This window comes from Hyphococcus luteus (assembly GCF_002943565.1).
GTDB lineage: Bacteria > Pseudomonadota > Alphaproteobacteria > Caulobacterales > Parvularculaceae > Hyphococcus > Hyphococcus luteus.
Genome location: NZ_PJCH01000010.1, coordinates 217,581 through 236,950, shown reverse-complemented (window position 1 = coordinate 236,950; position 19,370 = coordinate 217,581). Strand labels below are relative to the sequence as shown.

General features: G+C 56.3%; 14 protein-coding genes. 6 read left to right on the top strand and 8 right to left on the bottom strand.

Features of this window, described 5'->3' with window-relative positions; genetic code table 11:
* Positions 1-146 precede the first annotated feature (146 nt).
* Positions 147-461 carry a response regulator transcription factor gene (locus CW354_RS24090; protein WP_423793535.1) on the bottom strand — a complete coding sequence of 105 codons (315 nt, stop codon included), beginning with the start codon at positions 459-461 and terminating at the stop codon, positions 147-149.
* Here CW354_RS24090 and CW354_RS23470 point away from each other — a divergent pair.
* Positions 402-617, top strand: a complete 216-nt coding sequence (locus CW354_RS23470) for a hypothetical protein (protein ID WP_165793727.1) — start codon at positions 402-404, stop codon at positions 615-617. The genes CW354_RS24090 and CW354_RS23470 overlap by 60 nt on opposite strands.
* Positions 618-833: 216 nt before the next feature.
* The gene (locus tag CW354_RS14170; RefSeq protein ID WP_104830740.1) at positions 834-1,130 is read left to right on the top strand and encodes a hypothetical protein; all 297 of its coding nucleotides are present in this window, start codon (positions 834-836) and stop codon (positions 1,128-1,130) included.
* 17 nt (positions 1,131-1,147) lie between these two features.
* Here CW354_RS14170 and CW354_RS14165 read toward each other — a convergent pair whose 3' ends face one another.
* On the bottom strand, positions 1,148-1,627 hold the full coding sequence (locus CW354_RS14165) for a Ros/MucR family transcriptional regulator (protein WP_104830739.1): 480 nt from the start codon (positions 1,625-1,627) through the stop codon (positions 1,148-1,150).
* Between the two features lie 478 nt (positions 1,628-2,105).
* On the opposite strand from CW354_RS14165, the gene CW354_RS14160 reads away from it, so the two are divergent.
* The 4 genes from CW354_RS14160 to CW354_RS14145 all read left to right on the top strand — a co-directional run bounded on the left by CW354_RS14160 (position 2,106) and on the right by CW354_RS14145 (position 6,633).
* Entirely contained in the window at positions 2,106-2,657 is a 552-nt protein-coding gene (locus tag CW354_RS14160; RefSeq protein ID WP_104830738.1) for a hypothetical protein, read from the top strand.
* A 402-nt stretch (positions 2,658-3,059) separates the two neighbouring features.
* The gene (locus CW354_RS14155; RefSeq protein ID WP_165793726.1) at positions 3,060-3,746 is read left to right on the top strand and encodes a GntR family transcriptional regulator; all 687 of its coding nucleotides are present in this window, start codon (positions 3,060-3,062) and stop codon (positions 3,744-3,746) included.
* A 255-nt stretch (positions 3,747-4,001) separates the two neighbouring features.
* Positions 4,002-4,766, top strand: coding sequence for a lasso peptide biosynthesis B2 protein (locus CW354_RS14150; RefSeq protein ID WP_104830736.1), 765 nt, complete (start codon positions 4,002-4,004; stop codon positions 4,764-4,766).
* A 22-nt stretch (positions 4,767-4,788) separates the two neighbouring features.
* Positions 4,789-6,633, top strand: a complete 1,845-nt coding sequence (locus tag CW354_RS14145) for an asparagine synthase-related protein (RefSeq protein ID WP_104830735.1) — start codon at positions 4,789-4,791, stop codon at positions 6,631-6,633.
* Between the two features lie 430 nt (positions 6,634-7,063).
* Here CW354_RS14145 and CW354_RS14140 read toward each other — a convergent pair whose 3' ends face one another.
* The 6 genes from CW354_RS14140 to CW354_RS14110 all read right to left on the bottom strand — a co-directional run bounded on the left by CW354_RS14140 (position 7,064) and on the right by CW354_RS14110 (position 19,244).
* A complete protein-coding gene (locus CW354_RS14140) occupies positions 7,064-9,703 on the bottom strand; it encodes a TonB-dependent receptor (RefSeq protein ID WP_104830734.1) in 2,640 nt (879 codons plus the stop codon).
* 281 nt (positions 9,704-9,984) lie between these two features.
* On the bottom strand, positions 9,985-11,046 hold the full coding sequence (locus CW354_RS14135) for a FecR family protein (RefSeq protein WP_104830733.1): 1,062 nt from the start codon (positions 11,044-11,046) through the stop codon (positions 9,985-9,987).
* Positions 11,047-12,076: 1,030 nt separating this feature from the next.
* Positions 12,077-14,671 carry an alpha/beta hydrolase family protein gene (locus CW354_RS14125; protein ID WP_133162317.1) on the bottom strand — a complete coding sequence of 865 codons (2,595 nt, stop codon included), beginning with the start codon at positions 14,669-14,671 and terminating at the stop codon, positions 12,077-12,079.
* Positions 14,672-14,709: 38 nt separating this feature from the next.
* Positions 14,710-17,388 carry a TonB-dependent receptor gene (locus tag CW354_RS14120; protein WP_104830730.1) on the bottom strand — a complete coding sequence of 893 codons (2,679 nt, stop codon included), beginning with the start codon at positions 17,386-17,388 and terminating at the stop codon, positions 14,710-14,712.
* 211 nt (positions 17,389-17,599) lie between these two features.
* The gene (locus CW354_RS14115) at positions 17,600-18,643 is read right to left on the bottom strand and encodes a FecR family protein (RefSeq protein ID WP_165793725.1); all 1,044 of its coding nucleotides are present in this window, start codon (positions 18,641-18,643) and stop codon (positions 17,600-17,602) included.
* 37 nt (positions 18,644-18,680) lie between these two features.
* Entirely contained in the window at positions 18,681-19,244 is a 564-nt protein-coding gene (locus CW354_RS14110) for an RNA polymerase sigma factor (protein WP_133162316.1), read from the bottom strand.
* Positions 19,245-19,370: the final 126 nt, after the last annotated feature.

Below are 19,370 nucleotides of genomic sequence, written 5' to 3'. Positions count from 1 at the left end.
ACCCGGTTATATGAATGTTTATTTCCAATCATCCATATAGGTTCTAGTAAATTTCAAAGTCAACGACCGTGACATAATAATGAATAAATATATTTAACATATATTAGTACACTATACTTTTGTTTTATGCATTCAAGGGGGCGCCGTCAGATTCGCCGCTGCAAGCCGGCCGCGCTCGCCAGTTCATCCGATGTGAATGGGGCGCGAAGAAATCGCGCCGCTTGCTTTATCCCGGCCAACCTTCGGACGCGATCTGCATCAGGAGAATAACCGCTAGCGAGAAGCATGAGGAACGCCGCCGGCGCCGTCGCCTCCTCAATCTTTCTCACGACATCTGGCCCGTCCCCTAGCGCCAGCGCCAGGTCGAAAATGACCCGATCGTATGAATCGCGGCGCGCAGAATGAAGCGCCGACCAGCCATCGCCAGCCCATTGCGCCTCACAGGAAGATCCGGACAGCATGTCGAGGACCTGCTGGCGCATTTGCGAATCGGCGATGGCGACAAGAATGCGCACCATGTCATTGTTCCGGGCAGTCCTGAGAACCAGTTGAGTGAAGCGCCAGCAGACTGGGCGTTTTCAGGAATTGTAATTTATCCGGTATGTTTTTCTTATTAAGAGCGAAAGGAAATCCAAACTATGTTACAATATATTTGGAATATATTTAGTGGGCAAAAACCGTTATTGGAATTCGGCGAACAGGGCGGATGTCCGGGCTCGAAAGGCCGTTCTCAGCGGCGCCTTCGAATTCAGCTGTTCCCAAAAGCGCCGTTTCGCATTTCGCCTGCGGGCGCGAGCCCGCGCCGCACATGAGATCGCAGGAGGAGCCAATAGATGGGCGTGATAACGCAATTTCCTGACCGGAAATCGCTGAGCCGGCGACTCGCCAACCTTTCGCCAGCAGCTCGCCTGCGCAAACGGCGGCGCGTCGAAAGCATTGCGCGACGCTGGGCGACGCGTCTTACAGCGAAATATGGGAGCAGCGGCGCACTCGCCGTATGCCGGAAAAAGCTTCTGTTCTGCATTTCCCATGCGCCCGGCGTGCGTGAGCAGATCTGGAACAGGGTTTACAATTACCTCAGCCCGCCACCCGAACGTCATGACAAATGGCGGCGCGGCCCTGAAGGCTGATCCGCCGCCGCCCGACTTCAGCGCGCGGCGGTTTTGCGTTTGGCCCTGGTTTTTGTTTTGGCTGCGGGCCGCTTCTTCTTGGAAACGCTCGCCGTGCCGAGCCCGATATCCTTGGCGAGCTTTGAACGCCTCTTGGCGTAATTCGGGGCCGTCATGGGATAATCCGCCGGCAGCTTCCATTTACGCCGGTATTCTTCGGGCGACATATTGTAATGCGTGCGCAGATAGCGCTTCAGCATTTTCAGTTTCTTGCCGTCTTCCAGGCAAATTATATAGTCGGCGGTCACCGATTTGTTCACGGGCACCGCCGGTTGGCGGTTGCTGGGAAACCCTTGCCCGCCTTCGGACAGGCCGTTTACCGCTTCAAAGACTTCCTGCAGGATCGACGGCAGGTCGTCAGAGCCGACCTTGTTGTTACCCACATAGGCGGCGACGATATTGCCTGCGAGCCGGAGGGCGTCTTCGTTTGAATCCGGGGGCGAGCCTTTCCCTGACATGGGCGATCCTTTCCAAATAAGCGCCCGCCTCAAGACTTGAGGCGATTGTGACTAATCTGCGGGCTATTATGGCGGGTTCCGACTTGTCCGGCAATCTCGCAATTTTCCGTAAACTTTATTGGGAATCGCCATTCGGGCGTTGTTCCTGGCGCCCGGCGGCGCTGGGGCAGTCGCCCGCCTTCAGCGGATAACGCGGCCGAAAGCCACCATTTTCAGCCGATTTTTACTCCTGTCCCCGGCGTTGCGCGCCGGATTTGATTAGCCCGCCGCTGGCCAATAGAATGCGGAGTTGACCGTGAGGGGTAATCAGTCAAACTGACCCGAAAGGGGCGCGTCAGCGGGATAAGCGGCTATAGTCGCGTGCTGTGCGCAGGAGGAGAGGAGAAAGGCTGCGAACCGGACGCAACGGGTTTGAATGCCTCAAAGCGATTCAGACCAAGGCGCGCCCGGCCGGCGACCGGCGATATTATGACCGACTATGCGTTTCATCTGGTTCATCGCCGCAACGAAAAAGCGGCAGGCGGCCTTGCGACTGATGGCCGAGGTGATCGTCATGTCGGATAAATCCAGGAAATCATCCCGTCCGCGCGGGCGGGAGCGCCGCAAGCCGGGGGCTTACAAGCCGTCAAAAGAATTCCTGAAATATCTGACGCTCGTCCAGGCCTGCCAGACTGCGGCCGACGAAGTGGAATTTGCAAAAACGAACGCCGAGCGCGAAAAAATAACCCGCGAGATCGCGCGGCGTCATTCGAATACCGTCAGCGAAATCTTCGAAAAGATCTATGTGTGGCGCATGGAAAGTTTCGACCCCGATGAAGCCGGCGAAATCTGCTATGACGACATGTTTCCCCTTTCGGTCTATTACGATCTGAAGCGGCTTTCGAATTTCGAAGGCGCGCCGGCCGATGCGGACGCGCAATATGAGGATCATTTAAGATCCGATCGCGAGGACGCGGAGGCCGAGACAGAAGGCGGGCTGGAGGAGATTTACGCCCACCTGTTTCCGAAGGGCTCCTTCAAGCTCCACTAGCCGCCTTCTTGTTTTCCAATCTGGTTTTTTGCGCGCCGTCTTTTGTTGCTTGCCGCAACAATTGCGGTCCCGGCGCAATTGAACAATCTAAGCATTTCTGCAGCTTTTTTGGGGGCGGACTTTGTCGCCGACGGACTGCCGCCGCACTGTGTCCTAATTTCCGGACAGCTCCGGCCGTCAATGGTCCCCATTTCCACAAGACAATAGCGCTTCCGACCGGATCTAACCGCCTGATCAAATTGAAGGCCGCATTATTGCGCCAAAACATACCGGACAAGGACAATTGGTGAAGAATACTGGAAAAGGGGCAGTCTGTTTCATTAAAGATGCCGCTTTCCGGTCCCGCGTATGGCGCGGCGGCGAACCTCACACAAGGCGAAACTGATGCATAGGACAGGCGCAATGTCGCACACCCTCCCCCATAAAAGAATCCCCGCTGAAAACTCCCCCAATGGCGTTTATGAACGGATTAAATCCCGGCTAATCCGCTATGAATTTCCCGTAGGACGACGCATCGTTATTGAAAAACTGGCCGATCAGCTCTTTGTCAGCGCCACGCCGGTGCGAGAAGCGCTGGCGCGGCTCACCGCCGAGCGATTCGTCCAGGATATTCCCAATGCGGGATTCTTCGCAAAGCCGCTTTCTCAAACCGAACTTTCCGATCTTTACGATCTCCTGGAATTGTTGCTGGGCTGGTCCGCCTCAAGAGCAGCGGAACGCACAGCCGGTCCCGGCCCGCTCAAACCTCCGGACTTCAAACGCGAGTTTGAGGACGCCGTGCGCGACCGCCCCGATGCAGTCGCCGGCCTCGCCAGCGATCTCTTTCATCATCTTGCGCGGCAATCGGGAAACGAAGACCTGATCCGGCTCGTTTCGAACCTGAATGACCGAACGCTCCACGCGCGGTGGAAAACCTATGAAGCCTTTGGCGATCCGAACAAGGCTCTCCTAAGGGTTTTTGAAGCCTATTCGAGTCTGGACTTCCCGGCGGTCGGAACGGCTCTTTCAGCGTATTTCCTGGAGTTGCGGGAGTGGCTGCCGGGCCTTTTCCGCAGCCTCGCCAGATCGCGCGTTCGCACGGCGCGGTAAACTCGCGGCGGGCAAAGACAGGCGCGCAAACCGTTTGCCACGCCCTGCATTTTATCGGCGCCTGAACGGCGCGGGTCCGCCGAAGTCGGCGTTTTTTCGAAAGACAAATCAGCGCCCGCGAATGCTTCGCGCCGCGCAAATGCTTAAGCGCGCGCCGATATTCCGGCTCTATATTGTATATATAGTGCAAGCCTGCGCCGCGTGGCATTGCCTATTTGGAACGTTGATGAATGCAAATAGTTCCAGGCAAGAGACATGAATGCGCGGCAAAGCAAAAGCTGCTCTTCCCGACCAGCGCTCTATCTGAGCCCGCATATTTTCACCTGCATGGTTGGCGGCTCGCTGGTCTTTCTCGACGTAAAGAAAGACCGTTACTTTGGTCTGAACACAGAAGCCTCTCGCCGCGTTCGTGCGCTGCTCGCAACCGAAGCGCCGGATACTGCGGACGACGCTGCGCCCGAAGCGGAGCATCGGAAAGCCCTCATCGAGGACCCGGAAATCGCCGGGCTGATTGAGGAGAAGATACTCACTGCGAATGCCAGCGTCGGAAAGCCGTTCCAGCCGATCGACGGGCCACCTGACCTGCGCGAAGCGCCAGGCTTGCTGCCCGATGAGCGTCCGAAACTGAAAGCCGCCCATGTCGCAGCTTTTCTTGGCGCTTACGCTTCCGCAAATATCCGGCTGCGCCTGTTCGGCCTCGAACATTCTGTCAATTACCTCAAACGCTGCAAGCAACGGCTCGCGAACACGCCCACCGGAAATGGCGGACTAACGCGCCTTAAAGAGCTGATCGAGATGTTCAGGCTCTTAAAGCCGCTCGCCGCACGCGGAACCGATGCGTGCCTCATCAATTCGCTTGCGCTGGCGACGTTTCTTGCAGCGCACGGTTTCAAGACGGAGTTCTGCATTGGGGTTCGCCTCGATGAATTCGGCGCCCATGCCTGGCTGCAGCATGAAGACCTCGTGCTCGACGATTTCGTCTATGCAGTCGCGCCCCATACGAGAATTCTGACCGTTTAACACGCTCATCGGGGAAACCTCCATGTATCGCTATTTCGCAGCAGTCTGGGATCCACTCGATGAAACCGCGGCAAGCGAGGCGCGCGCGCTCGAACGCCTCTTTAAGATATCTCCGGCGCGGGACTGGCGCCATGCCTGGCGCGCCGACGGCGTCTCGGTGTTCGACAGCGGCGCGCTGCCGGCACGAACGGGAACGCTCCTTTTGCCTGACAATGGCGGCGCCGTCCTCGGGCGGCTTCATCGGAACGATTATTCGCCGGTCGACGGCGCGCTTTGCGCGCACGAGGCCCGCAAGCTGATCGCCAGCAGAGGGCAGGCTCTTGCCGATGGCTATTGGGGTCGCTACGCCGCCTTTCTGCGCGATAACGATGGGCGCGCGTTTCATATCGTGCGCGATCCGACCGGGGCCATGCCCTGTTTCGCAGCCTATTGCCGGCAATTGCGCCTCTTCTTTTCAGACATGCAGGACGCCGCCGATCTCGATTTCCTCCCCTTTTCCGTCAACTGGCGTTATTTGGCGGCGAACTTTCTGACGCCGCAGCTGCAGAAAACCGAAACCGGGCTAAATGAAGTCAGCGAAGTCCTGCCGGGCGAATGCTGGACGTTTCATCCCGGCGGGTTTTCGCGGCGCTTCATCTGGGACCCGTTTGCAGTTGCAGAGGACGTCGTTGCAACGGATGTGAACACCGCTGCGGATATCCTGAAAAACACTGTCGTAAAAACGATCAGTGCGCTGACGCGCGGTCATGACAGCGCCGCCGTCGCTCTCGGCGGCCTCGACTCGTCGATCGCCCTTGCCTGCCTCGCCAAAGCCCGGCCGCGCCCGAACCTAATTGCGCTCAATTACTACACTCCCTCCTCGCTTCGCGGCGAGGAGCGTTTTTACAGCCGGCAGACAGCACAGGCATGTGATGCATCGCATCTCGAAATCGAACTGAAGCCGCAGTCCGATCTCGGCCGGCTTTCCTCATCGATCAGGCTCGCCAGCCCGCCGGGCATGTTCGACTGCATCGGGCTCGCCGCTAACCCGTCCCGCATCGCCGCCGATCACGGCGCGGACGTCCTGTTCACCGGCATTGGCGGCGACAATGTCTTCTGCCAGCCTGCTTTTAATTTTTCAGCCCTCGACTATGCGCGCCGAAACGGCGCCGGCGCCGGCCTCTTTAAAGCCGTTCTGCACGCATCGCGATATGGCCGCGTCTCCTTCGCCGAATCGCTCGCGGACACGGCAAGGGAGCTGATCCGCCCGGCGCCGTGCGGCGCATATGTTCTCGAAAGACTCTACGGGTCTAGCGCTCCGGCATTCGTCAATCGCGATTTTCTTGCCGACTGCGACGCCAAATCCATGCTGCACCCTCTCCTCGCCGCCCGCGACGGCGATCTCAAGGCCAAATATCTTCAGATTCTCTCCTGCGCCTTTTTCGCCGTCGACTATTACGATCACTGGGACACGGGCTACTCAGCCGAGCGCGTGCACGCTTTTCTGCAACAGCCCATCATTGAGGCCTGTCTTCGCGTCCCCGCCTGGATCATGACGCATGGCGGCGTCGACCGTGCGCTGGCGCGCATGGCGTTTCGGGACATGCTCCCTGGCGACGTCGTTCGCCGTTTCGGAAAGTCGACGCCGGCCGCATATTACGAAGAACTCTGCCGCAACAATCTCGACTTCATCCGCAGCGCCCTGATAGACGGCGCGCTATCGGAGGCGCGCATTGTCGATCGCAAAAGTCTCGAATGCGCGCTCAAACCGGATGCGCCGTTCGTCGCGCGGCATGCTTACGACCTTCTGAATTTGACCGGCGTCGAATACTGGGCGCGGGGATGGAGCGAACGGCGCGCGCATCGGAATATCATGAGCGCAGCCTGAACGGCCTTTTAGTCTGCGGGACCGCAGAAAACCAGTCAGTATGCGGGCACAAACAACTGATGCGCCGGCTGTTTTAGGCCGGACGTTTCAACTCGCCCTTCGTTCCGGATAATATTGGGGCCATATAGTGGTCCGGCGTTCATCCGTAACCCTGTATCGTTCTTGAGGGGATGTTCCCCCCCAAGGAAAGAAGACGCAAATGAGGAGTCTTGTATGATCTATCTTGGCAAAGCGACAAGAGCGACCAAGGGCATCGGCGTGCCGGTGCTAATCGATTGGGTCGGGCGGTTCATCTAGCCCCCCAATCGGAACAGTCCGGCGCGCCGCTCATGGCGCGCCGGCGTTTTTCCGGAATTATTTCATTCGGCAATTTCGCGCAGTGGAACGCGCGATCGAGAATGAGGCGCGGGGCCTTGCGACCCCTCCCGGCTCACCAGGATTTCGAAACGCCGATCGAAATAAAGCGGCCGGTTGCATTGGCGTTGACGCCGTCGAAACTCAAGCCGAGACCGAGACCCAGATCCACAAAAGGCGGCGGCTCGTCGAACAGATTCGCCACGTAGAGATTGACGGAAAGACCCTTCCGCCTTTGGCTGGATGCGGCGTCTCCGCCGTCATAGGTCAGGCCCAGATCGACGGTCGTCCATGATGCGACCTGTTCTCGAACACCCGTCTCGAAGCTCTCATAGGAATCGACATAATTCACATAGAAAGCCGCGCTAAAGGCGCCGCTGCCAAAACCTGCATTGGCCCGAAAACGCAAATCGGGGGGATGGAAAACAGTGTCGAGCAGGGAGACACGATCCTGGGCGCTATTCGCCTGGAAATTGTAATCGAACATATAGCTCGCATCGAGGCCGGCGCTTAGCGCGCCGGCGCCGATATCGGCTTCGTAGCCAAGTTTGAGATCGACGCCGCTCACCTTCGTCGAAGCCGTGTTCGCCAGACCATAATCGACAATCGCCCCGATTGCGTCCGCCGAGATCCCGAAGGGATTGCTAAATTCGCTGCTTACATAATATGGCTGCACTTGCTCCAATGCAGGATCGATCGTTACCGCGCCGCCGAAGGCCTCGGGTGTCGCAAGCGCCTGATTGAGCGCGACGCCCGGCGTTCCGATGCGGTTCTTGAATTTTATGTCGTAATAGGTGAGCGCGGCTGCAAATCCCGGCGCGCCGAACGATCCGAAATCGGCGCCGGCGGTCCAGGTCGTCGCATTTTCAGGATCAAGATCGGGATTGCCCCCGGACAACACTAGAACGTCCGGCGGCGCCCCGAGCGCATCCGGATCGGGGACAAAAAGCGCGCCCGGCAAGGGTTGAACGGTCCGATTGCGGCCCAAATCATAAAGGCCCGGCGCCTGGAAGGATGTTCCGAATGTCCCGCGAAACCGGATTTCTTCGGACGGCGCATAACGCAGACCGACTTTTGGATTCACTGTTTCGCCGAAATCACTGAAACGTTCGATCCGCGCCGCAGCGGTCAATGTCAGCTCTTCAAGACCGGATCGCGCATTCGGCTCGCCGAAAACGGGAACATATAATTCGGCAAAGCCCGCATAGGCGCGACGGTCCCGGCTGGTCCGCTCCTGCGTCACGCTCATGGTAGAGCGCAGGAAACGCTCGGACCGAAACTGGAAACCCGCCGCGAGACGGACATCGCCGCCTGGCGCGGCGAAGACCGGTCCTTCGGCCATTAGCTCCGCGACCGTCATCGCCGAACGGGCGTCCACATCGAAAGGAGGCGCGCTCGCAGCAAGACGGGCGCCGGCGGTCTCGTTGCGGGAATAATTCGCCGAAAAACTCGCCGCCCAGCCGCGCCCCAGATGATAGGTTCCCGAGACATTCCCGAAAAGGAGCCGGGCCGACGTGGTTTCCTCGCCCGCGCCGAACAGGTTGTCGGAAAGTCGAAAGCTGACCTCGCGATCCGAGTATAGGCCGAAGATCTCGACATCAAGATCTGGGCTAAGCGCCGCGCTCGCGCCGGCGAAAACGCTGTGACGTTCGCGTTTGGGCGACAGATCGGTCGGATCCGCAGCGCCAGCGGAAATCTTCCGATCCTGCGAATCCAGTCTCGTCGAGCCAAGGAATTCATAGCCTGCAAAGATATTGCCGCCGCTCCACTTGGTTCCGGCCATCTGGCTCGCCCGGAGCTGGCGCAGGCCGCCTTCGGTGACGGACCCGAAGGCGAGATCGGTTTGCGCGCCCTCTATCCTGTCGACAAGCTCGAAATTAGCAACGCCCGCCACGGCGTCCGCGCCGTAAATCGCCGACGCGCCGTCGGTCACCATCTCGATTCTTTCAATCGCCGAGAGGGGCAGCAACGAGATGTCCACGAAACCTGCGCCCTCGCCGCCAGGCGCGACGCGCCGGCCGTTCACGAGCGTCAATGTTGCGCCTTCGCCAAGCCCGCGCATGTCTATCGCGGCGCCGGCGCCGCCAAAACCCGATGGCGGACCGGCGAAGCCGGCCGCCGTCGTATCGCTGAAATTCAGATTCTGGGGCAGCAGCCGAACGAAGTCCTGCACCGATGCAGCGCCCGAGCGTTCGATGGTTTCGCGGCGATGAATGTGAACGGGCGATGCAGGATTTCGCACGCCGCGAATATTCGTCCCGATGGCGACGACCTCATCCACTGGCGAGCGCTCATCGATTTCCCGCATGCCGGCCTCGGGCGACGTGTCGGCTGCGGGCGCCGCCGCCCGATCCTGCGCAGGTTCGGAAACGCGCCTGACGATGATGACGCCATATTCGTTTTTGACGAATTCGAGGCCTGTTCCCGCAATCAGAATGTCGAGCGCTTGCGTTTCGCCGAGAATCCCCGCGACGCCGGGGCTTGTCTTACCGGCGATATCCCGGTCGGCGTAGATGATTTCCGCGCCCGTCTGTTCCGCAAAGGCTTCGAGCGCGGCGTCAAGGCCGGACGGAGGAATATAAAATACAATCGCCCGGTCGGGCGCGCCTTCACCGGCCCCGGCGGCTGCGCGCGCCGGATGCGCCTGCGTCCATAGCAGCGCTCCCGCAAGACACGCCCAAAAGGCCCGTCCGCCAGGCGCAGATAAAACACGCATATTAAAGCCCCTTGCGGACGGCGCGCCCTAACGCCGCCTTTCCAATGCTCTCTACCAGAAAGAATGCGCAGACCATAATATATTGATTTGATTTCGTCATGGCAGGCTTAAGGGCAGACCCGGAAGGCGGCTGCCCGTTTCATGAAGAAAAAACCTGTGACGCCAGGCGCAGTCCGCGGCTTGTCAATTCAGGAAAGCAAATGCAAGGGCCGGAAAGGCCGGGGCGGCTGATATCTTCGGCGCCGGGGCCAAACCGGCCAGCTGCGTCGAAGAACATGCGTTCAGGCGGCTTCCTTGCGCGTCAGCACGATCGAACGTCCCTGCCGGCGGCTGTCGAGCCCGAACAGGGTTTCAACAGCGCTCGTGAAACTGTCGGCGTTGTGAATCCCAAATGTGCCGCTCACCAGCAATTCGCCGAGTTCTTCGCCCTCGAGGCGAATTTTCACCGCCGAATACCGGTTTATCTCTGCGACCGCTTCCTTCAGGGGCGTGTTCCGGAAACTGACCTTGCCTTCGCGCCACGCCATGAGACGGTCGATATCGGCTTTCGCCGCCGGCGACATGGAGCCGTCTCCGGCGTCAATGAAAATCTGATCGCCCGGGACAAGCTCCGCGACCTTGAGATCGGGGCTTCGCTCTTTCGCCGGGAGGTCGCGCACCGCCCGCCTTTCCGACAGGCCGGCGGCGACATCAACGGCGCCTTCAATCAGCGTCACCCTGACTTCATCGCCGGATTTGAAAACGTCGAATTCGGTGCCGACCGCCATCACGGCGCTGTCCGCAGCAAAAACGATGAACGGCCGGCCTTCATCGTGCGCGACGGAGAAGCTCGCCTGTCCGTCAAGAAGTCGCACGAGCCGCACCCCTTTTCTCAACCGTACTTCAGCCGAAGAGGCGGTGTTCAGGGTGAGCACGGATCCGTCCGCAAGCTCAAACTCGCGCTGTTCGCCGAGTGCGGTTTCGTATGTCGCGCCATTGAACGGCAGCTGCACGAACAGCATGACCAGCAAAACCAGCGCCATGGCGCCCCCCATTGTGCGCCAGGTCCGTCCGAACGGCCTCACGCGCGCCGGCGCCGGAGCGCGTTCCCGGTCGGCGCCGTCCGGCGCCGGCGCGGCGCGTTTCAGCTCTCCGTCCGCAACCGTTTCGACCTTGTCCCAGAGGCGTACAAGCGCTTCGTAGACTTTCGTATTTTCAGGAGACGCCTCGAGCCAGGCCTCGAATTCTTTCTCGAGATGTGCTGACGCGTCGCCGCGAAGCAGCTGCATATGCCATTCGATCGCGGCGCGCTCCTCTTCGCTCAGCGTCTTGCCGTCCTGGAAATATTCAACCTCACGGGTCATCTGCAAAACGCTCGCGAAACAATAAACCGCTGCGCACTAAGGTGATCAGCTTGAAACATCTATTAAACCGGACATTCATTTGCCGCGTGAATACAATTACCAAATCGCCTTCAGCCGACCCACTGAAAATGCTCATAAAATCGCTCACCAGTAAGAATGCTCGCGGGGGCAACCGCCGGGCAAAGTAGTTTCCGCTGATAGTCGCACCCAAGCCCGATGCTTTCGCGCCGCTCTATATCACCGTCTTTTCAAGAGCCGGTCGCGCGGCGCACAATTACACCTTCCGATAGAGATGTATTCCAAAAATTATGCTCAATCAATACTTCTCTATACTATATTTTTTCTCAGAAATTTCCCATAAATAGCCTTTTGGGCTCGGAAATTACGGGGTTTTTCGCGTTGTAGGCTTTCTGCATCGCCGGATCTGAATTCAAGAAGCTTGGCGCTGGATGAGAAAGCGAAGCCGTCAAATGTCGCTTCATAAACGATCATCCATCGAGCCTCAAAGTTCGACCGCCGTCGCCATTGCCACATTCTCTAGCTGCTCGAACACGAAGGCTGGCGCATCGGTCGACGGCACGTGAATCGCATACCGCAAAGATAACGTCCGAAAGCTCCCCCTAAGCAATAATAAAGAATTGAAAACATAACTTAGCCGGTATCATCCATCAAAGAACATACAAGCATGTAGATGTATATCTATTTGAATATATGGCCTTACCAGCGATCAGTGACAATCGATCCGCATCTGGATCGCAGTCGGTGACGACCATACTAATTATCCCGCCCACGAATTTATCTGGCTGCTTGAAAGAATTCCCGCGTATAGTGCTCGACCTCAAGAATAACGGACCTTCCGAGGTCGAAAATTCAAAAGCGTCGCCCTATGGAAACTTTGTAAGGATGAGCGCAGTAGCGCGCGAGAAAACTTCGACCAAGTTGCATCGGAAAATATAAAATCGAGCCTTACTCAGCCAGATGGAGACCATCCGCACCAGCATCAATTGAAGATAAATAATCCATAATATTGCTAGGGAGTGACGCCGTTATCCTTCAAAAAGGCGTCTGTTCGTTCCCACATATCACGAATATTCGCTGGGCTTGAGAGTAAATGGCCTTCACCCCAATAACGAACGTACCGCACATCTTTTCCAGAGCGCTTCAATGCCCCGAACATTTCATCGAATTGGGAAATATCGAAGAAATCCATATCTGAATGAATAAGCAGAACAGGCATGTCGATCTGCGGCGCAAGAAAGACCGGACTATTTTTATAGTAGACTTCCGGGTCTTCGAATGGCTGTCGCCCGATCCCGAAATCGGACCCGCTGATCGAGTCATACCGAAGAGCACTCGTGTTAAAATACTCCTCTCCATATTCGTACCTAGCGATGCCCTGAGCGCCAAAATAGTGACTAAAAAAATCCGCCCAGCTATTCCTCGCAATAACCCCCTTAAATCGATTGGAGTGAGCAGCCACATACAGTGCAGACACGCCACCCTGACTCGATCCATCTAGCACCATGCGCTCTGGGGCGGTGATTCCTGCTTTTACAAGTGCATTCGCGCCCGCCTCAATTACCTCATCCAAGCCGGCTATCGGGCCGTCATTGGTGCGTATCAACTGTCTCGGTGTTGCAAGGCGCGCGTAGGCGTATCCCTTGCCGGCCCATAAGTAAGGCGAATAGGGATCAGGATAGGAGATCTTTGGAGGCTCGCTTGTACAGCTCGGCTCCACTCCCGGATAAACATTCACGATTGCCGGTAAGACCTCGCCATCGTATCCCGGCGGCAGCAAAACGCAGCTTTCAACAACGTGCGAGGGAAGAATGCCCTGCGGATCGTCAATCTCATATGAGACCGTTTTCCAGGCGCCCAGATCAACCTCGGCAAGATGAGTATTTACACTGGCGATAGTATGCGGCCGCCTTTGATCCTCAGCTCTTGCAACCAAGAGACGTGAAACCGAGCCCTCTTCAACATCAAATAGAACAGCGCCTGCGGCAAGACTACCCGCCATCGGCGCCGCATCCGCTGATGGAGCGTCGACAATCACAACATCGCCTTCATGGCCATTTCGCAGATCAACCATCACGGTCTTTTTTGACCCGGCGTTGTTTACGGTAAACAACGCTTTTTCTTCAAATTCGGGACGGATCAAACCGCTCCTGCTTGTAAAGCTGTCCGCAGAAACAAACCGGAAGCGGCCGGGTATTTCTGGCGTCAGCAATAGACGACTGCCGTTTTCATAAAAACGGTAGACTCCATTCTCCGCCCACACAGTGACATGCCCGTCCCCTGCACCGACAGGAATACCTGATATTCCAGGGAGGTCCTTTGAGAGGTTTTCCGACGTACCGTCAGGGCGCAAGAGATACCAGTCCGGCTTCGAAAGATTGGTTGGCCATGTATTTTGAAAAGTGAAGCGCGGATCTTGCCTCTCATTTTCTGGAATTCGACGTGCGAATACGAGGAGATTGTTTCCAAGAAATGCGGTGCGTTCCGGGCGCTGCAGCCAGCCGCGCTCCCGTTCGGAAACCAGGTCGAGGCCCTTATGGTCATACCGGGTCGCTGCGCCATTTTTTACATCTATCACATAAAATCCGCCACTGCGCGGCCCTTCACTCGACGCCCAACCAAAGGCGGCGACACGCTCGCTGTCGGGCGCCCAGGCGATCGAATAAGGAAAGAATTCAATTTTGGGCGCTACCGGCCGGGCCTCGCCGGTATTCAAATCAAAAACCGTCAAACGATAGCGGCGCGAGTCAGCCACAATCAGTTTGCTGGAATCTGCCGAGCGCGGCTTTGAGACAGCAAGGCCCGCCAAATAGCGCGTGTCCGGCGACACCCTGAGGTCAGCAAACAGCCCCCTGGCGAGAGTTTTGACCTTGCCGGTGCGTGCGTTGGCGCGCACGAGGACACCAACTTCCTGTTCGTTGGATTGATCTTCAAAAGTCGAACGCACTTCGTCCGCGGTAGCAATCCTGCCTCGCCACGCATTGTCCCATGCGAGCGTAAGCGCCTTACCCGTGTATGCCCGCACGCTTGTTGATATCGGCTGCTCGCCTTTCGGCAGAGCTGCAAATACGAGCTCATCCTTGGATATCCAAACGGGATCATGCTCGCCGCTGCGGCTTAACGCCGGTGTCTGATCAAACACCACGCTCTTCTCTCGGATCATATCGTAAGCGGCTATGGATATTGCGCCAAAGCGATACTGAAAAAGTGCCAAAAAGCGCCCGGAGGGTGAGAAACCCTGGAGATAATTATAAAATTCCTGATCCAAACCGGGTAAAAGTGCGGCATCACCCCCTTTGTCTAAATCATATCGCCAAAGTTGATGACCGGACTTCCTAAACGCATAGGCGCCGAAAGTGTAATCTGGCAATTGACCGTAGGGGCGCAAGCGTTCGTAAACAAACCAATGTCCTGTTGGATCGCTGGCCGCCCTACCCAAACCTTCCACCTTCATCATGTCATCAAGAGATAACTTATGGGGCTCAGCCATTGAGGCGCCCGCATTGGCCAGCGCAAATACGACCCCAATGAGACCTCGGAATAAGGAAACCACGATCTTCGCCAAAATTGATACGGTTGAAAATGTTTGAGCGATCCAGATACGCACTCCGTATCTGAACCGCCCTCTTAATGCAGGGATCGCCGTTACCAGCGCTTTGTTAACAGCAACCCTATTCTTCGTCCTGACGGATCCGCATTGGCGCGATCATAAATGACGCCGCTCAAGGGCGGGCGGCCGCCAATCATTGGAGGAGCTTTGTCAAAGATGTTCGACGCACTTAGGGTAAGATACGTTTCATTTGCAAAATTGGATTTCATCATCTCTCCGAGACTTACCCGGACAGATGCATCCATTGTTGTCCATGAACCGACCTTGACGCCGCCATCCAATGCTTCGTCGTCCAAGTAATCATCAGCATAATTGATATAAACGGCCGCGGTAACAGGATTTGTACGCCATTGCACGCCACCCTTAAGCCTGAAATCAAGCGGATTAGCAAAGGTATCTAGCGTATCATCCAAAGGCGTCGAAGGAGAAACACGTTGCTCATATGCAGTCAAAATCGTGGAATTAACAAAAACCGCCACGTCGCCAACTGACGATGAAAAGTCATATGACGCTTCCAGATCAAATCCCGCCACGTCAGCGGAACTCAAGTTTTGAGGGCGCCTGTCTAGAATTACCTCGACATCTTCAATCACTAATGAACCTAGCGACGGAAAATAGTCCGCATAATTTATGAACCGGTCGGCAGAATTCACGTATCCCTGCACGTCCGCCACGCTGAGATTTTCAACCGGGATGCCTGTAAAGTCGGTAAATTGAAAACTTGCATTAAGCCGGGAAGACGGAATTCCAATACGTCCCGTGTAAGCAATATCGAAGTATGTGCCTCGAAAATTGAACCCGTCGAGCCAAGTAGGCGAAAAATCCATTCCTACTGTCCATGTTTCGGCCTGCTCTGGTTTAAGGTTCGACGTTTGCCCGGAAAGAACAAGCGCCACCTGTTCGGTCATAGGCGTTTCTGGGTCGACATAAACTCCCAGAATTGCCGCCTGCAAAATGTCCCGAAGCTGTTCGAGCCGGGGCGCGCGAAATGCAGTCCCCCAAGTACCCCTGACGCTAAGCCCTTCAAATGGAGACCAGACCGCCCCTACTCTAGGATCAATAGATGAGCCCACATCATTGTAATCTTCGCGCCTCACAGCAGCGGTAACAGCTAAACGCTTGATTCCGGGTACACTGTCTCCCTCAGAAACAAGCGGCGCATAAATTTCTCCAAAAAAAGCAAAAACGTCTCTGTTTTGCTCAACGTCAAGAGCTGTCTGGTTTCCGCCTGACAATATGTAGGAGTATAGTTGATCTGCTGCTTCTGTTCGAAAATGACCTCCAACGACGACCCTTACAGCCTCGTCTGTCAGATTAAATAGCGGGCCGCCCAGGGAACCATCCACGGAAATAATTTCCGACTTGGAATCGGCGCTGGTCCCTAATAGCGATGTTGGGATTCGATACAGCGCTTCTGTGGTATGGCCGTTCCAGGAATAAGCACCAGACAAATCGGCAGCCCACTCCTCGGTAAGATCAAAATGTATGCTAGCAGAGGCTCCGTATTGCTCAAGATCTCCTTCCCAGTATAGCGTATCTGCAGCGCTCCCGCTGGTTTCAAAGGATTTTGATTTTCTTTTACTATAATATCCATCAGCCGCCACGCGCATCCGATCTGTTAGTTTAGCGCCGCCAGACGAGAATACGCTATGTTTTTGGTTGTACGGCAATAGGTAATACGGCCCCTGAGTATTTTCGGAAAACGCTTTTTCTTTTACATCAAGATTATCTTCGGAAGAATATTCATAGGAAACAAGAGCGTGCGCCCGGTCATCGCTCCATCCGAAAGTTTGGCCAGCTTTGATCGTATTTCCACCGCCCTCCGTTAAGGTGCTGAGATTGAGTCGACTCTCGGCGCCGCTAAAATCATCACGCAAGATAATGTTAACAACACCTGCGACCGCATCAGAGCCATAGATTGCAGAGGCGCCGTCTGACATTACTTCTATTCGATCGATAGCAGCCGACGGGATCGAAGAAATATCTACGTAAGAACCTCTCAGGCCGCCTGGCGCTAACCGCCGGCCATTCAGCAGAACAAGAGTTGATTCATTACCCAAGCCGCGCAAGTTCACGCTGGCTCCGCCGGGCCCATTAATAGACGTTGCAGCATCCTGAGCGATCCCGCCCCCGAAATTTTGGGGGAGATCATCTAGCACATCCGCAATAGTCTCATTGCCGGCTAACTCCATGTCTTCTCTACCGATTTGAGTCACGGGTGAGAACTGGTCTTTGATGCCCTTAATCCGCGTACCGGTCACGACTACGGAGTCCTGCGTCTCCTGGTTCTCAATTCGCTCACTTGAGATATCTTCTACAGCCCTAGCTTCTCGAGGAACCGTTTGAGCCACGCGAAAAAGGCGACCTTTCTGAGCATCGGCTGTTGCCTGCGCCAGGATGAGTGAACCGTCATCTTCCGTACGTATGCTGAAGGAAGCGTCGCCAATAAGCGTTTCAAGCGCCTTTTCCGGCTCCATTTCGCCGACAACAGCGTTCGAGACCTTGTCGCGAGTGAGCGATGACGGGGCAACAACATTAATCTTTGACTGGCGCGAAAACTCAGCTAGCGCTTCGGAAAGCGGTTGAGACGGAATGTCGAATTGGGCCGCCTGTTCCTCGGCGCAGACCGGTGCGGAGATGGTCATAAGGATGGCGAGCGCAGACGCGGCGCCGAGCATGCGGCGCGCGGCGAATAAATTACTTTTACGTGACATGATGTTTTCGTCTCTCCAATGGTTCAATCACTGAAGGCCCCCGATCCCCTTAGGCGCCATCGCCCTGAATCCGCCTTCCATAAAGTGAGACGAACGAAAGAAAATATTTGCCGCAGAGTTTGTTAATAATTTCGCGAATCGCGATCGCGTTGTGTCCATGCAACTCAGAACACGAAACAAGTACGGATCCAGCGCTTCACGGAAGCGGCCATTATCGCAGAACAATATCGCCATTGGGGCGCTCTTTCGCTTCGAGGCCAAGCGACGACGCCAGCAGCCGGACACCGCGCGATACATCGTCAGCCTGGAGCGCGAGCGTGTAGCCGAGATCGCCGATTTCGCTATTAGCGAGGACGATCTTCGACGGCGAATATCGATTGAGATCGGCGATAATGTCGCGCACAGGCGTATCGACCCAGACCAACTCGCCGCGCCGCCATGCGGCGACATTCTCCACGTCGACAGTCTCCACAGGCTGGACGCGCCCCTGCTTTGCAGCTGCGACTTTCTGGCCTGCGGTCAACACATGCTTTATGTCGCTGTCGCGCATGACCCCACTGTCGCCTTCGGGCCGGATCACCTCGACGCGGCCTTCAAGAACTGAAATTCCAACGGCCTTGGCGCCGAGATTAACATCGAATTTCGTGCCCAACACCCGCACCAGCATGTTGTCGGCGACAACGATGAACGGCCGGTCCGGATCCTTCTCAACTTGAAAAAACGCCTCGCCTTCGGATAGCACGACGCGCCGTTCATTTTGCGTGAACAGCACGTCGACTCCTGACGCGGCGCCTAGCGTCACGATGCTGCCGTCCGACAATGTGACGTCGCGAATTTCTGCAATTTTCGTCTCATAAAGCGGTTCTGCCGGCGACGCAGGTGCTGATATCCGCATTTGTTCAGGACCGAACCCCAGTTGAACCGCAAAGAATGAAACGAGCAGGATCGAACTGACAGCCGCAGTCACGAACCCAGCACGAGCAATCCGTCCAGCAGATTGAGTCTGAAGCCATTGACCCGCATCATAAAGCGCGCTGTTTATGCGCTCATAAACTGTCGGACGCATCAGGTCCTCGAGATCGCGCTCACCGCGCATTAGCAGAACTTCGCGCAGCGCCATCTGCCCGCAGCGATATTGGCGTTCGTGTTCCGGATCGGCAGCGAGCCATTCGTTAAAGGCGCGTGCTTCATCAGGGGTTAGCGGCCCTTCATTGATTCGCGCATGCCAGCTGTCGGCCTCTGCGCCGATTCGCATCACGGTCTCTCGGACTGGCTGTCCGTTATGACGTTGGTTATCCATCATTTGTCATCAATTGGCGGACGGCTTCACGGCAAACGCCGATCGCAGCCTCAACTTCGCGTCTCGCGGTCGAAATCGAGACGCCATTGCGCCGCGCAATCTCCGTTAAACTCATCCCTTCAAGGCGGCTGAGGAGTAGAAAACGCCTCTGCCGACGGGGCAAAGCGCGTATTGCAGCCTCGACCCGGAAAAAACGCTCCCTATCGAGTAAGACGATTTCGGGACTGATTTCATCATGATGCTGAAACAAATCCTCGAGTTCTGCATCATCCACATCAAGCTTTTGATTATGGTGGCTGCTTTTTCGGTAATCCGTGATGAGATTAGCGATAGTGCGATAAAGAAACGCCCGCGGATTTTTGACGGATGCGGGGTCCTCCACACCGGCGAAATTGGCAAAAGCTTGTTGGAGCAAATCTTCCGGCTCTGGCGGACCTTTGCCCACGCGCCTCCGAGCAAAGGTCATGAGTTCCGCGCGATAGCGGACAAAAAGCGCGCGTACCGAGGTCGGCAGCAACACACTCTCCGTTGCTTCTTTTTTGTTTATGTCGCTCATCTCGTTTGCCAGAAGAGAACGCCAGGCCGATTGAAACACTTGATAGCAGAATATTAGAAGCTCTTGCGCGCAATCTGGCAACTCCCATTACGGCTGATGTTGCCCGCCGGCGACACCTAGGCAAAC

Excerpts from the sequence above, each read along its gene's own strand:
- CW354_RS14170 (WP_104830740.1), top strand. The coding sequence starts at position 834 with ATGGGCGTGATAACGCAATTTCCTGACCGGAAATCGCTGAGCCGGCGA.
- CW354_RS23470 (WP_165793727.1), top strand. The coding sequence starts at position 402 with ATGAAGCGCCGACCAGCCATCGCCAGCCCATTGCGCCTCACAGGAAGA.
- CW354_RS14140 (WP_104830734.1), bottom strand. The coding sequence starts at position 9,703 with ATGCGTGTTTTATCTGCGCCTGGCGGACGGGCCTTTTGGGCGTGTCTT.
- CW354_RS14135 (WP_104830733.1), bottom strand. The coding sequence starts at position 11,046 with ATGACCCGTGAGGTTGAATATTTCCAGGACGGCAAGACGCTGAGCGAA.
- CW354_RS24090 (WP_423793535.1), bottom strand. The coding sequence starts at position 461 with ATGCTGTCCGGATCTTCCTGTGAGGCGCAATGGGCTGGCGATGGCTGG.
- CW354_RS14145 (WP_104830735.1), top strand. The coding sequence starts at position 4,789 with ATGTATCGCTATTTCGCAGCAGTCTGGGATCCACTCGATGAAACCGCG.
- CW354_RS14160 (WP_104830738.1), top strand. The coding sequence starts at position 2,106 with ATGCGTTTCATCTGGTTCATCGCCGCAACGAAAAAGCGGCAGGCGGCC.
- CW354_RS14110 (WP_133162316.1), bottom strand. The coding sequence starts at position 19,244 with ATGAGCGACATAAACAAAAAAGAAGCAACGGAGAGTGTGTTGCTGCCG.
- CW354_RS14120 (WP_104830730.1), bottom strand. The coding sequence starts at position 17,388 with ATGTCACGTAAAAGTAATTTATTCGCCGCGCGCCGCATGCTCGGCGCC.
- CW354_RS14115 (WP_165793725.1), bottom strand. The coding sequence starts at position 18,643 with ATGCGAATCGGCGCAGAGGCCGACAGCTGGCATGCGCGAATCAATGAA.
- CW354_RS14150 (WP_104830736.1), top strand. The coding sequence starts at position 4,002 with ATGAATGCGCGGCAAAGCAAAAGCTGCTCTTCCCGACCAGCGCTCTAT.
- CW354_RS14155 (WP_165793726.1), top strand. The coding sequence starts at position 3,060 with ATGTCGCACACCCTCCCCCATAAAAGAATCCCCGCTGAAAACTCCCCC.
- CW354_RS14165 (WP_104830739.1), bottom strand. The coding sequence starts at position 1,627 with ATGTCAGGGAAAGGCTCGCCCCCGGATTCAAACGAAGACGCCCTCCGG.